This is a genomic window from Stutzerimonas stutzeri (genome assembly GCF_002909485.1).
In the GTDB taxonomy this organism is placed as follows: domain Bacteria; phylum Pseudomonadota; class Gammaproteobacteria; order Pseudomonadales; family Pseudomonadaceae; genus Stutzerimonas; species Stutzerimonas stutzeri_AH.
In genome coordinates, this window is sequence record NZ_PPXG01000008.1 from 243,295 (window position 1) to 256,788 (window position 13,494).

Here is a 13,494-nt window from a genome sequence, read left to right on the forward strand (position 1 = left end):
GTCATTTTTCCTGCTTGCGCAGGCCGGCGACGCTGAGCAGGGTCAGCAGCGGAATCGCCAGCAGCAAGGGGATGAAGTACCAATAGAGATCGGCCATGCCCAGCGCCTTGGAGAACACCCCGCGGCTGATTACCAGGAAGTGGCTGGTCGGGTAGATCTGGCCGAGAAAAGCGCTGAAGCCTTCCAGCGCGGACACCGGGTGGGTCAGTCCGGAGAACTGCACGGCTGGCAGCAGGGTGGCGATGGCGGTGCCGAAGATCGCCGCAATCTGGCTGTTCAGCACCGACGACATCAACAGGCCCAGACCTGTGGCGCAGGTCACGTAGAGCAGCGCGCCCAGCACCAGGGTGAACAGGCTGCCCTTGATCGGGATGCCAAAGACGAATACCGCCAGCAGTACCAACGTGACGAAATTGATCATGCCCAGGGCGATATAGGGCAGCTGCTTGCCAATCAGGAATTCCAGGCGGGTGACTGGCGTGACGTAGAAATTGGTGATCGAACCCAGCTCCTTCTCGCGTACCACCCCGAGTGCCGTCAGCATTGCCGGAATCATCATCAGCAGGATCGGGATCATCGCCGGCACCATCGCCGGCAGGCTCTGCACATCCGGGTTGTAGCGATAACGGATGGCCACGTTGGCCGCCGCCCTGCTGTCCACGCCGGCACTGCGCGCCAGGTCTTGCAGGTAGCTCATGTGCAGACCCTGTACGTAGCCCTTGATGGTGTCTGCGCGCATCGGCATGGCGCCGTCGATCCAGAACGCGATCTGCGGCACGGCACCGCGTTTGAGGTCACGGCCGAAGTTGGGCGGGATCTCGATGGCCAGAGCGATATCGCCGCTGCGCATGCGCTGGTCGAGATCCGAAGGGCTCGTCAGCGGAGCCTTTTCGATGAAATAGCGCGAGCCGGCGATGTTCAGTGCGTAGGCCTGGCTGGCTGTGGTCTGGTCGCGGTCGAGTACCGCGTAGGTCAGATCCTCTACGTCCAGGCTGATGCCGTAGCCCATGATGAACATCAACACCACCGTGCCGAGCATGGCCAGCGTTGCGCGGATCGGGTCACGGCGCAGCTCCATGGATTCACGGCGGGTATAGCTGAGCAGGCGACGCATGCTGAAGCGCGCCTGCAGCTCCCCGCTGCTAGCGACCTTAGCCGGACGTGGGCTGTCGGGGGTGGTGACGGCACTCGGTGGCGCGTTTGCTGCACTTTCGGCCATGGCATCTTCGAGATAAGCGATGAATGTTGCCTCGAGGGTTGGCAGGCCACGCTTGTCCATCAGACCCTGTGGTGTATCGCTGTCGAGCACACGGCCGGCGTGCATCAGCGACATGCGGTCACAACGCAGTGCCTCATTCATGAAGTGAGTGGAAATGAAGATGGTCACGCCGTCTTCGCGCGACAGCTGCACCAGCAGCTCCCAGAAACCGTCGCGAGCGACCGGGTCGACGCCAGAAGTGGGTTCGTCGAGGATCAGCATTTCTGGCGCGTGAATCACCGCCACTGCCAGCGACAGACGCTGGCGCACGCCCAGCGGTAAGGCTTCGGGCAGGCTGTCGGCTTCCTCGACGAGCTCGAAGCGTTCGAGCATTTCCTGAATGCGCGGCTCGCGGCGGTCGGGCGGCAGATGAAACAGCCGTGCATGCAGGTCGAGGTTCTGCCGTACCGTCAATTCGCTGTACAGCGAGAAGGCCTGGGACATGTAGCCAACCCGCTGACGGGTCTGCATATCGTGCGGGTCCACCGGCTTGCCAAACAGCAGCGCCTGCCCGTCGGTGGCCGGCAGCAGGCCGGTAAGCATCTTCATGGTGGTGGTTTTGCCGCAGCCGTTGGAGCCGAGAAAGCCGAAGATCTCCCCGCGCTCGATGCGCAGATTCACGCGATCCACCGCAACGAAGTCGCCGAAGCGCATGGTCAGGTCATGGGCTTCGATGGCGATGCTGTCGCTGGCCTGACGTGGCGGGATTTCCAGCGCACGATGTCGCCGACTTTTTTCTTCCGGCAGCAGGCGAATGAAGGCCTCTTCCAGACTGTCGCTGTCCGTACGGGTCAGCAGTTCCGCCGGGGTGCCGGTGGCAAGGATGCGCCCGGCATCCATCGCCACCAGGTGATCGAAGCGCTGCGCCTCATCCATGTAGGCGGTGGCCACCAGCACGCTCATCTGTGGCCGCTCGGTTCGGATGCGATCGATCAGCTCCCAGAATTGTGCGCGCGACAGTGGGTCGACGCCGGTGGTTGGCTCGTCGAGTATCAGCAGGTCGGGGTCGTGGATCAGTGCGCAGCAGAGGCCGAGCTTCTGCTTCATGCCGCCCGAAAGCTTGCCTGCGGGGCGGTCGACGAAGGGGCCAAGACCGGTGCTGCGGGTCAGCTCGGCGATGCGCCAGTGGCGTTCCTCGGCGTCTTGGCCGAACAGCCGGCCGAAGAACTCCAGGTTCTCGAATACCGTAAGTGTCGGGTACAGGTTCTTGCCCAGCCCCTGCGGCATATAGGCAATACGCGGACACACGGCCCGGCGATGACTGGCATCACCCATGTCACCGTCGAGCACCTGCACCCGGCCCTTTTGCAGTTGTCGCGCACCGGCGATCAGTGCCAGCAGGCTCGACTTACCGACTCCGTCCGGGCCGATCAAGCCGACCATGCAGCGGGCTGGCAGCGACAGGCTGAGGTCGTCCAGCGCGCAGGTCTTGCCGTACTGCAGGCTGACCCCTTCCACCTGCGCCACTGGCGCGAGCGACTGGTTCATGAGCCGACATTGATCTGCAGATGCGCCGGCCATTCGACGTCAGCGTCCAGCTTCAGATAGGCCATACCCGGCAAGCCGGTCTTGACCTGCTCCATGTGTTTCTTCAGCAGTTCCGGATCGATTCGCGCCTTGACCCGGAACATCAACTTCTCGCGCTCGCTCTCGGTTTCCACGGTTTTCGGGGTGAACTGCGCGACGCTGGCGACATAGGTGACTTTGGCCGGGATCACATACTGCGGCGCGGCGTCGATCACCAGGCGCACGTCTGAACCCAGCGCCACCCGCCCGGCCTGCCGTTCAGGGAGAAAGAAGGTCATGTAGACATCGGCCAAATCGACCAGATTGAGTAGCTTGCCGCCGGCACCGAGCACTTCACCCGGTTGCGCGACACGGTATTGCACCCGGGCGACGCGATCGGTCTTCAATTCGCTATCAGTGATGTCTGCCTGCAGACGCACGACGCTGGCCTGTGCCGCCTCCAGAGCCGATTGCGCTTCGATGACCTGGGATTTTGCGGCCGCAATGCCGGCATCGGCCGACAGCACCTGCGAACGCGAAGCGGCCAGTGCCGCCTGCGCGCTTTGCATGGCGGCGAGGTCGTCGTCCAGCTGTTGCCGCGGCAGGGCATTGCGGCCGACCAGGGTTTCGGTGCGTTGGTAACGCTTCTGTGCAGCGGTCAGCTCGGCACGTCGCTGCAGCACCACCGCCTCGGCCGTTGCTTTTTCGCTCTCGCGTTGGGTGACCAGCGCCTGGGCAGTGAGGATGGCGTTTTCCGCCTGGCGTACCTGCGCCCGGGCCTGGTTGAGCTGAGCATCCAGCACCTCGGTGTCCATACGCGCGATAACCTGGCCCGGCTGCACGAAATCACCTTCGTCGACGGTGATTTCGCGAATGCGCCCGCCGAGCTTGGTCGCCACGTCGATCTCGGTGGCCTCGATACGACCATTGCCGCTGGCGAAGCCTTCACCCAGGCCGTCCGTGCGCAGCTCCGACCAGGCGAGCAGAGCGATGACCACGACCACGACAAGACCTAACAGTACGCGGCGAAGATTTTTCTGGGCTGGCGCTTTCATGAGCATTCCTTTCGTGAAGCAATAGTTCGCATGCTAAGCGATTGTCATGAAGGTTGCGTTTAGCCTGAGTCAATAAAAGCGCACTTATTGCGTTATCTGACCATTTCGCGGCAATTCACTGCACAGGCTGGCTTTTTGCTACCTGTAACACCCAGTTTTGCAGTTGCAGGCTGAGCTGGTCGCTGGCTTGGCCGAACGCTTCGACCACGCTTTCCAACCGCGGGCTGCCGCTCGGTTGGAGGATTTCAAAGCGACGGCTGGCGAGGATGTGTTGATCTGCGGCCGATGCCAGCTGCGCGTCCAGACGAATCCGCACGTGGGGTTTGCCGTCGACGTACTCGCTTTGGAATGCCCGCAAATCGCTGAACAGCTCCAGTTCGGCGAACAGATTGCTTTCCTCATTGCTCACTGGGGTCGGTTGCCCGCTTTGTCTGAACTGCTCGATTAGCCGATCACGCAGCAGGGTTGGCGCCGTGTCGCCCCAGCGTGCACCCTGATAGCTGCTGATCTGATTGCCATCGGGCATCACGGCAATACGGGGCCCGGCGAGAATCCTGCTGGCATGTGGCGTATGAATGCGCAGTGCCTGGCGCAACGTACCGGCGGCCTGGTTCGCTGGGGCCTCGCTGGCCGGCAGCAAAAACACCCGGATCGACTCGGCCTCGGGCAGCAGCGTGCAGGCAGGGAGCGTGCCGAGCAGTGCTGCGACGGCGAACGAGCGAATCAGCGCAAGACGGCTCATGGGGTGAACTCCTTGATTTTTTCGCGACCGAGCAGGAAACCGCTCGGATTGTCTTCGAGGCGCTGGGTGACGCGACGCAGTGCACCAAGGGTTCCGCGCAACTCGTTGATTGCCGGGCCCAGCTCGCTGAAGCCTTGCAGGCCGTTATTCAAGGCGCCCTGATTGCTTGCCAGCAGCTCGTCCAGGCGCGAAGTGGCCCGCTCCAGGGCGGCCATCGACTCGCTGGCGCTGGTCAACACTTGACGACCTTCTCCGTCCAACAGGCCGTTGGCATTTCGCGTTAGAAGGCTGATTTCCTCCAGCGCTTTGTTGGTCTGCTGGCCTAGCTGGCCGAGTTGGGTTAGCGCCTGGCTAAGATCACCACGTTGCTCGGCAAGTACGCTGGTGGCCTGCTCTAGGTTGGCCAGCGTGCGGCTGATGTGTCCGGCATTGTCTTCTGAGAGCATCAGGTTAGCGCTGCGCAGCAGATTGTTGATGTTGGTCATCAGGTCTTCGCCGTTCTCCAGCAGCGCGCTCAGCGGCGACGGGTCCGCGACGATCAGCGGTGGCTCGCCGCGCTTGCCTTCCAGTGGCGGACTCTGCGGCGTGCCGCTGTGCAGCTGGATGATCATGCTGCCGGTGATGTTGGCCAGAGCCAGGCGGGCGCGGGTGTCCTGCTTGATCGGCGTTCCGGAATAGATACGGATGCGCGCGCGCACCTTGCGTGGGTCGTCCGGTTCCAGCCATAGCGCCTCGACGTCGCCAACCTTAATGCCGCTGTACTCCACCGAGCTACCGTTGGACAGGCCGCTGACTGCACGATTGAAGCTGATCTCGTAGTAGCTGTACTCGCGATCCATGCTCGACTTGCCCAGCCAGAGAGCGAACAGCAAGGCGCCGCCGACTGCCAGTACAGTGAAAAGGCCGATCAGCACATGATGGGCACGGGTTTCCATTTCAGTTCTCCAACAAATCGGCGGCCTGTTGCGCCGCCCGGCCGCGCGGGCCGTGGAAGTAGTCGCGGATCCAGGCGTCGTCGGTGGCTTCCACCACCTCCAGACGGTCGGCTACCAGCACCCGCTTGCGTGACAGCACGGCGACCCGATCGCAGATGGTGTAGAGCGTATCGAGATCGTGCGTTACCAAAAACACGCTCAGGCCCAAGGCATCGCGCAGCGTCAGAATCAGCTGATCGAAGGCTGCTGCGCCAATGGGATCGAGGCCTGCAGTGGGTTCGTCGAGAAACAGTACTTCAGGGTCCAGTGCCAGTGCACGGGCCAGGGCGGCACGCTTGACCATGCCGCCGGAGAGCTCGTCGGGGTACTTGCAGGCGGCATCTGGCGGCAATCCGGCCAGCGCCAGCTTCAGGCGGGCCAGGTGCTCGGCATCCTTGCGCTCGAGGCCGGCGTGCTCGATTAGGGACAGGGCAACGTTCTCCTGCAGGTTCAGCGAGGTGAACAGCGCGCCGCGCTGAAACAGTACACCGAAGCGTCGCTCCACCTGTGAGCGGCGCTCGGCCGGCAGTTCCAGCAGGTTCTCGCCAAACACCGTCACGCTGCCGGCATTCGGCCGCCGCAGGCCGACAATACTGCGCAGCAGCACTGATTTACCGGTCCCCGAGCCGCCGACGACGCCGAGGATCTCGCCGCAACGGATGTCCAGGTCGAGGTTCTCGTGCACGGTCTGGCTGCCAAAGCGATTGACCAGTCCACGTACCTGTATCAGAGCGTCGTTGCCCGTCACCAGCCCATCTCCATGAAGAACAGCGCGGCGATAGCGTCCAGCAGTATCACCATAAAGATCGCCTGGACCACGCTTGATGTGGTGTGTTCGCCTACCGATTGCGCGCTGCCGGTGACCTTGAAACCTTCCAGGCAGCCGATGACCGCGATGACGAAGGCGAACACCGGCGCCTTGACCAGCCCGACGAGGAAGTGGCTGACGGCGATGTCGCGCGCCATGATGTTGAAGAACATGGTCGCCGAAATATCCAGCGCCAGCACGCATACCACCAGCCCGCCGGCAATGCCGCTGAGCATGCCGACGAAGGTCAGGATCGGTAGCGTGATCAGCATCGCCAGCACCCGCGGCAGCACTAAAAGTTCGATGGGGCTTAGGCCAAGGGTGCGGATTGCGTCGATTTCTTCATTGGACTTCATCGAGCCGATCTGCGCGGCGAAGGCGCTGGCGCTGCGCCCGGCAAGCAGAATCGCCGCCAGCAGCACACCAAACTCGCGCAGGAAGGAAAAGCCCACCAGGTTGACGGTGTAGATGGTCGCACCGAAATCGGCGAGCACTGTGGCGCCAAGAAACGCCACCACTGCGCCGACCAGAAAGGTCAGTAACGCAACGATTGGCACGGCGTCCAGACCGGTCTGCTCGACATGCACGGCCAGCGACGTCATTCGCCAGCGCCGCGGCCGCGGCAGGGTCACTAGCAGGGTTTGCAGCGTCAGGCCGATAAAGCCCAGCAGCATGCGCTGTTGCTTCCATACGGCGGCAACCGTACGGCCGATGTGAGCCAGAATGTCGCCGAAGGCGTAGCCACGGGTGGGTTCGGCAGCTTCCGGCTGATCCAGCGCCGCCGCAACAGTGCGTAGCAGCGCCAGACGCTCAGCGGGTAGCTGTGGCGCCCAGGTTTCGATAGCGGCGATGCGCTCACCGCCCAGCAGCTCCACCAACAGGCCAGCGCCAGCCGTATCGAGTGCGCCCAGCCCGCTCAGTTCGACCTGACTGCGCTCGTCGATCCTCTCCCTGAGTCGTTTAACCTCACGCCGCAACGTCGCGTAATGAGCGAGCGTCCAGTCACCAGCGATGCGCGCGCGCAACGGCGAAGCGCCCTGTTCGATGGTCACTGAACCGGGAGACGAGGACATGGTGGCGCTCATCTTCTGCAAATGGGTGCCTATTGTGGCTAATGGAGTCCGGATTGATGCTAGCAGGGCTCCGCCTGGCAAGACAGAAGAAGGTCACCTGCGCGTCGCAGCCGGCCTACCGGCAACAGGCGACGGTGCCCAGGGCCGGGCCGTGGGCCGCATTAGTAAAAGGCTGCCTCGTCAAAGCGCGCCGTTGCGCTCGAGCCGGTACGTGCTGATCGCCTCGTACACAGCCTTGCGCAGGCGGTTGATGCCGCCAATGGGGCGGTGCTCCGGCAACGCGTGCCAGGGGTTGAAGCTGAGGTTGTCGCAGGCGAGGTTCTGCTCGGGGCTGTCGAAGTCCTGCGGCGGCAGGCGGATGTCGGCGACTGTCTCGAACGGCGCTATGGCTTCGTCCCACTCGATGCTGGTGTCCTCGATAGGCATGTAGTGCTCGGCATTCTGTCGCTGCACCTGCAGGGCGAAACAGGCGGGCGCGCGGTCGAGAGACAGCTGCTGGTAGAGCGCACTGCGCAGAAAGTTCGGCAGGTCGCGATTCTGTTCCGGCAACTGATAGGACGGGCAGTTTTCCGGTGTCGGGATAACCCGGTACTTGATGTTGTGCGGACCGAGCTTGTACGGCGCGACCGAGCTGTAGGTGGTCGCGACCGGGCTTTCCGGCGCCGGCGCGAGCGTCTGCAGCGCGATGAACAGGTGGCGCAGTTCCCAGCTACGTGGGTCAGCGCTCGGGAAGAACGCCAGTGCCTTCTTGCCCTGCGCCTGGGCGGCGAAATTGCTGCGATATTCAGCGACGTCGCGGACGAAGAAAACCGGGTGGTTGAACATCACGAAATCTTGCTCGCCGGCGTGGCGCGGATCGACCGTGAGTTTGTCACCGGGCACGTCGAGCAGCTTGATCGCCATGCCACGGGCATCCCTGATGCGATCGAACTGCGGATAGGCGTTGCCGTTGGACAGCCGCACCCAGCCCCGCCAGGTCTTGCCAGGCTCGCTGAACACACCCTGACGCAGCGTCGGCTCCAGGTCAGCGCGCACACTGACCTCGGCTCGCACACAGCCATGGGCCTTGGCATGGGCGTCGCGCAGCACGCGGGTGTTCTCGCTGTGCTGTTCGACCACGGCGATGGCGTCGGCGATGATCGCCTGGGTATCGGCCGCCTCGCTCGGCGCAATCTCCTCTTCGGTCGAAACGGGGCCGCGGTAGGTGAAGTGATAATGCAGCGCTGCGATGGCCCAGCCGATCAGACCGATGCAGAGCGTGGCCAGTAGCAGTCGGCCCAGCAGGCGACCGATCCAGAGCCAGAGTGTCGTGAGCATGTAGCAGATCCTTGTGCGATGGTCGGGTCAGGGGCAGCTTGGACCAGGGTTGTGGGGCCGATCCGGCAGTTCCTCGAGGCGCGGTTCGAAGCGGGGGTCGCCTAGCACCTTGAGGTACTCGACCAGTGCCCAGCGCTCGTGCGGCGCCAGGGCCCGGCCGATCACGCCGTTGCCGCGGCAGCCGGCGCGGAATTCATGGCCGCGGTTGCTATTACCGGTGATCGTGGTGTCCAGCAGAAAGCCGCCAGCGAAGCGCTCGGTGCGGATACCGACATGCAGCGGATCGTATTCGCGACTGCCGACCCAGAACTGTTTCTGTCGTTCGGCCACTGGTGACAGCAGCTGGAACAGGGTGGGGACCGAGCCGTTATGCAGGAACGGCGCCGTCGCCCAGATGCCGTCCAGCGGTCGGGCCTTGTAGCCGCGCAGCTCCTGCACGCCGATCGGCAGGCCGAAGCCGTCGAACTCCGCGCGTTCGGCCTCGCCGATGCCGGCGTCGCGATAGGCGTGCTCTTCGACATACGCGGTGATGTAGGCCAACCCCTTGGCGCTGGACACCTCGTTCAGATCCAGCGGACCCGACGACTTTCCGTACAGACGCACGTCCAGACGATCCAACTCATCCTGCGTCCAGCCCAGGCGAGTAAGGTCGAAGCGGTGGTCGGCAATATTGTCAGCCGTGGTCGGATCGGTACCGACGAAGGAGGTGGGGATCACCTTCATGCGCCACTCGGGGTCGCGCTCGGCAGCGTAGCGCTTGTCGACCGGCGTGGGCCTGGCGTCGTGGCAATTCGCACAGTTTTCCCGATAAAGCGCGCGGCCGAGGCTGGCCTGCTCTAGACCGACTGCGCCCAGGATCTGTTCTGGCCAGCGGGGCGGGGCCAGCTGCATGAGAGTGGTTTCCAGCTTATGTAGATCGCGCACGCGGACGCCCGATGCGTAGCGCTCGGCCTCGGCAACGGGCTGGCCGTTTTCGTGCAGCAGCTGCAGCGTGGCGCCGACACCCAGCGCCTCGCCGATATTGCGCGCCATCGGCTGCATGGCCGAGCCATTCCACTGCACCCAGTCAAACTTCCAGATATCCCACAGATGCGGGTAGCTCACCGGCGCGTTGGCCACGCGGTAGTTCACCGGATCGATGGCGTCGCCGAACACGCTGTTGGCAATGCGGCCGAACGCATCGGTGCGGCCGAAGCCTTCTTCGGTGGGGTAGAGCCCACGGTGCCAGTCGTTGTAAGCGGTGCCGAGCAGGCGGTCGAGCACCTGCTTGAAGTCATGACGCAGCTGCGCTCGATCCTGTTCGTAGCGCTCGCCCAGCACCTCATGGGCGAACCGACGGAACTTGAGCGGGTTGTAATAGGTGAAGGCCATGCTCATGCCGAGTGCCTGGCCGAACGAGCCACCGCGCAGGGTCGGCACGGTTGAGGCCAGCGAATGCATCGCCGCACCGCCGTCGATGCGGATGGCCTGACCCCCGTAGCGCAGCTCGCCGGTGTGGCAGGCCGCACAGGTCACATCCAGATAGGCGCGACCGGTCTCATCATCCTCGTGGCGGGCAAAGCCGACCGGCAAGTTGCCGGGGTTTGCCACCGTGGCTTGCTGTGCGGGATCGACCAGAAAGCCGAAGCGCGCGAGGTAGTCGGGCGTGGCGAACTTGTCCTCACTGAAGGGCAGCTCCAGCGCACGGAACCAGTCGTACTCCAGTCCCTTAACCTGGGTGCCTTGCGGCGTGTAGTAATAGGTCTGCCGCTGCGTGGCGTCCCACTGCTCCAGATAATGCAGCGCCTCTGGCGCTTCGTATTCTGGAAGGTTCGGGTAGGCCACAAAATACAGCCCAAACCCCACGGCCAGCACGGCCAACAACAAGACAGCCCTCAGGGCTCGGCGCAGCAATCGCATCGGTACATCCTTGTAGCGTTATGGCGAGTGCGCGTTTATGGCAGGGTTGTGGGGTGATGGCAATACGATGCCCAGCTGTCTTTGATGCGCTTCGCTGTTTGGCTTTAGATGATGGACTTAAAGAAATTCTCCTTTTCTTTATTTCTTTTTACCATGCAGGTAAGTTTTTTTGTTGACTCTGCTTGAGTCATAATGCTTTCAAAGGTCTCTGCCCGGCAGATCTTTTCGATAAACTAGTCCCATATTTTATATGTGCCTTCCAATGTTTCTAATTGCTTGTCGCGATGAAGTGATGAGCTCGAAACTTCTGTTGGACAATTTTCGCCTCTAGATCAGCGTGGGCCGATGTGATAAAAAATAATTGACAAGTAGTAACTTGCCAATCATTCACGTATTCCTTTCGCTTGTTGAGGTCGTAGGAGACCTGATGTCCCTTGTGATACAGGCAGCCGGTCACCAGCGGCTGGTCGGGATCGCCTTGGAGGAAGGTCACCAGCACTTCCATGCCGGCCCACGGGATGGTAATGGCGCCGTAGCAATTACCGTCCCAGCTAATGACTTACTCACAGCATTCTAATTGCCTGTGACAGCGGCTAGTCCATACCGCCCTCATACTTACCAGAGCCCGGATTGAAACTCCAAACATGCGATCTGGTAAGTGCTTGACCTTCTGCATTTATTACTTCGTCCGACTTATCTCGCTGATAAGAGAGAAATATCACATCATTGTAGCCATTATTTTTCGATCCGATTTCCTCCACGCCCGCGAAATAATCCCCCCCCAGAAATTGGAGAAAGCCCCTGCATTGGATGAAAATCCCAAAAGTTCTATCTTTGGCAGACCCCTGACTATCAAATGACTCAAATATGTAGTCCTGATTACCATCACCATTAAGGTCCGCTTGATAGGCGATACGTCCTCGCTCCCGTAAAATCTCAGCACCCTGAATGGTAGTCAAAATATTACTAATCCTGCCACCCTCCCACCACTCGGAAAGGAAACTTCTAGCACCCTTGTTTCCCTTGCAAACTTCAGCTTCGCCAGCAGCCGCATTGAAGCTAGCAAGAATCAATATGACTATCGAAAGTTTCATAATCAGGTATCCATTAAGAATGTGCCTCTGCCGGTACGTACCGATCCTTGCGGCTGGCCAGCACCAAACAGAATACTCGTCGACACAGTATTGTTCACAGCTGACGCTGCAGTAAGTAGACGCGCCGTCAACGCAGACTCATGAGCATCCACCCAGTTCGAAACTTGCAATTGCCAATTAATTGAGGGATTGCTATTTATCGCACCTTGAATTGCTGCAGTAACCCGATCATAGGCCGGGTTCACGACATGGGACGGCCTAAACACATGCCAGCGCAAAAGTATAGCGACAGCCTTCTCAGAGGTAAAAACCTCTCCCAAAGTGCTATTTATTGTATTTGTACCAACTTGAAAGCGAACACTTCTGCCTCGAATATCCCGAATTCTCTGTTTGGCCAGTTCCCACATCGCCTGTTGATATTCAGGAATAGTTCTTCCAGCCATGCTAATTCTGTAGATCCAGTGCCAGTTCTTTAAGTAGGCGGCCTCTGTCTTTGCCTTCAAGAGGGCGCTGAATTCAGTTCCTGCGTGAGTTGATTGCGAGGGCACATGAGTTTCGTTACTCAACTTTAGCCATGAGTTATATGTCCTAGTGCTGGACGAATAAATGTCTTCGTCACCCCATTCATACTCAGGGAAAAGACCAAAATTGCCGAATGCCCTGCTAAAAGCAACCTCGCTACGGCCAGCCAAATATGCGATGAATGCCGGAAATTCTGCCTTATCGTATTCGTTTCCGTTAGAAGCCCCCATTGTCCAATGACATGGCCCAGCAGAAAGCAAGGAATTATCCCAGGCGTTGATTACATCAAACCTCCCATAGCATTCAGCCTCGGCAACGGCTCTTACTACGCGATATGTAGAGAGTGGCGCCGTATTCAACTGCTGTGGATTTGCTGGAGCGCCGAGCATGTTCTCGACTGTCATTTCCGCTTCTGGAGCCCAACTATGTTTTTGGGTCGCATTGGGACCGCCTTGAGTATCATAGTAACCTATAGCGTGATACTGGGATGCGGGCCTCGTGGCAGGGTGGGTGTAATATTGGGTAAAATCACGAACGAAAATGCGTGGAGCACTACTTGTAAAGCTATTATGCTTCCATAAATTTGAACCGCCGACGGACAAAGCAGTCCGCGCGCCTGACTGGTTGACCGACCAAGCCTCAATCACGACTGGACATCTGTAATGATTCTCTAGCCAGAACTCAATAGCCGCCCTAGTACCTGAATCAACCACTCCACTTACTGGACCAGTATAAAAATGGCCATTGGCTATTTGCTCTAGAGAATCCACATAATATGATTTCAGCTCATCAGTTGACCCAGGAGTGTTAGGCGCCTGCCCGGCCTGAACAACAACGTGAGCAGAGCTATCATGGTAGATCTCACGGTGATTTACTAATTTCGAGGTCCCAGTAGACGTCAGTAACAACTGGCCAATTTTGTTTTCTTTAACTCGTGCCACATGGGCCATTCTGGCGTAGATCTGAAATTCCCTGACCGCCCACTCACTCGATTTACCAAAACTCCCATCGGGGGTTCCAATAATAGTGAACCCGAGTGTTTGCAAGTCTTCTTGCAGATGCCTTACATGCTCTGGAATCGTGAGTGATACGGTACTGCTGGAAGTGCCGACAGGACCTGTTTCTGCAGTCTCCTGCTGTATAGCGGGGTTGTCTACACCCCCCCAACGTGGAGGCGTATTCTGCTGTGAATTCCCGTCGTGGTCCCCTCGACGAAGATCGAAATTTCCGTATTTCATACTGCTGC

General features: G+C 60.2%; 10 protein-coding genes and 1 pseudogene. All 11 read right to left on the bottom strand.

Features of this window, described 5'->3' with window-relative positions:
* Position 1: 1 nt before the first annotated feature.
* The 11 genes and pseudogenes from rbbA to CXK91_RS19120 all read right to left on the bottom strand — a co-directional run bounded on the left by rbbA (position 2) and on the right by CXK91_RS19120 (position 13,486).
* Complete coding sequence (gene rbbA, locus CXK91_RS19070) at positions 2-2,746, bottom strand: ribosome-associated ATPase/putative transporter RbbA (RefSeq protein WP_103457631.1); 2,745 nt, start codon at positions 2,744-2,746, stop codon at positions 2-4.
* Positions 2,743-3,819, bottom strand: coding sequence for an HlyD family secretion protein (locus CXK91_RS19075; protein ID WP_103457632.1), 1,077 nt, complete (start codon positions 3,817-3,819; stop codon positions 2,743-2,745). Before CXK91_RS19075 ends, rbbA begins: the two co-directional genes overlap by 4 nt.
* A 115-nt stretch (positions 3,820-3,934) precedes the next feature.
* Positions 3,935-4,561, bottom strand: coding sequence for an ABC-type transport auxiliary lipoprotein family protein (locus tag CXK91_RS19080; RefSeq protein WP_103457633.1), 627 nt, complete (start codon positions 4,559-4,561; stop codon positions 3,935-3,937).
* Positions 4,558-5,496 carry an MlaD family protein gene (locus CXK91_RS19085; RefSeq protein ID WP_103457634.1) on the bottom strand — a complete coding sequence of 313 codons (939 nt, stop codon included), beginning with the start codon at positions 5,494-5,496 and terminating at the stop codon, positions 4,558-4,560. The genes CXK91_RS19080 and CXK91_RS19085 overlap by 4 nt, the downstream gene beginning before the upstream one ends.
* 1 nt (position 5,497) lies before the next feature.
* Positions 5,498-6,283: an ABC transporter ATP-binding protein gene (locus CXK91_RS19090; RefSeq protein WP_103457635.1), complete on the bottom strand. Its 786-nt coding sequence runs from the start codon at positions 6,281-6,283 to the stop codon at positions 5,498-5,500.
* Positions 6,280-7,428 (bottom strand): MlaE family ABC transporter permease, encoded by a 1,149-nt coding sequence (locus CXK91_RS19095; RefSeq protein ID WP_103457683.1) that lies wholly within the window; start codon positions 7,426-7,428, stop codon positions 6,280-6,282. Before CXK91_RS19095 ends, CXK91_RS19090 begins: the two co-directional genes overlap by 4 nt.
* Positions 7,429-7,596: 168 nt before the next feature.
* Positions 7,597-8,733 (bottom strand): catalase family protein, encoded by a 1,137-nt coding sequence (locus CXK91_RS19100; protein WP_103457636.1) that lies wholly within the window; start codon positions 8,731-8,733, stop codon positions 7,597-7,599.
* A 27-nt stretch (positions 8,734-8,760) separates the two neighbouring features.
* Positions 8,761-10,632, bottom strand: coding sequence for a di-heme-cytochrome C peroxidase (locus CXK91_RS19105; RefSeq protein WP_103457637.1), 1,872 nt, complete (start codon positions 10,630-10,632; stop codon positions 8,761-8,763).
* Between the two features lie 397 nt (positions 10,633-11,029).
* Positions 11,030-11,185 (bottom strand): annotated as a pseudogene (locus CXK91_RS22960) (phage baseplate assembly protein V); the annotation flags it as partial.
* Between the two features lie 40 nt (positions 11,186-11,225).
* Positions 11,226-11,726, bottom strand: coding sequence for a hypothetical protein (locus CXK91_RS19115; protein WP_103457639.1), 501 nt, complete (start codon positions 11,724-11,726; stop codon positions 11,226-11,228).
* 2 nt (positions 11,727-11,728) lie between these two features.
* The gene (locus tag CXK91_RS19120; protein WP_103457640.1) at positions 11,729-13,486 is read right to left on the bottom strand and encodes a peptidoglycan-binding domain-containing protein; all 1,758 of its coding nucleotides are present in this window, start codon (positions 13,484-13,486) and stop codon (positions 11,729-11,731) included.
* Positions 13,487-13,494 lie beyond the last annotated feature (8 nt).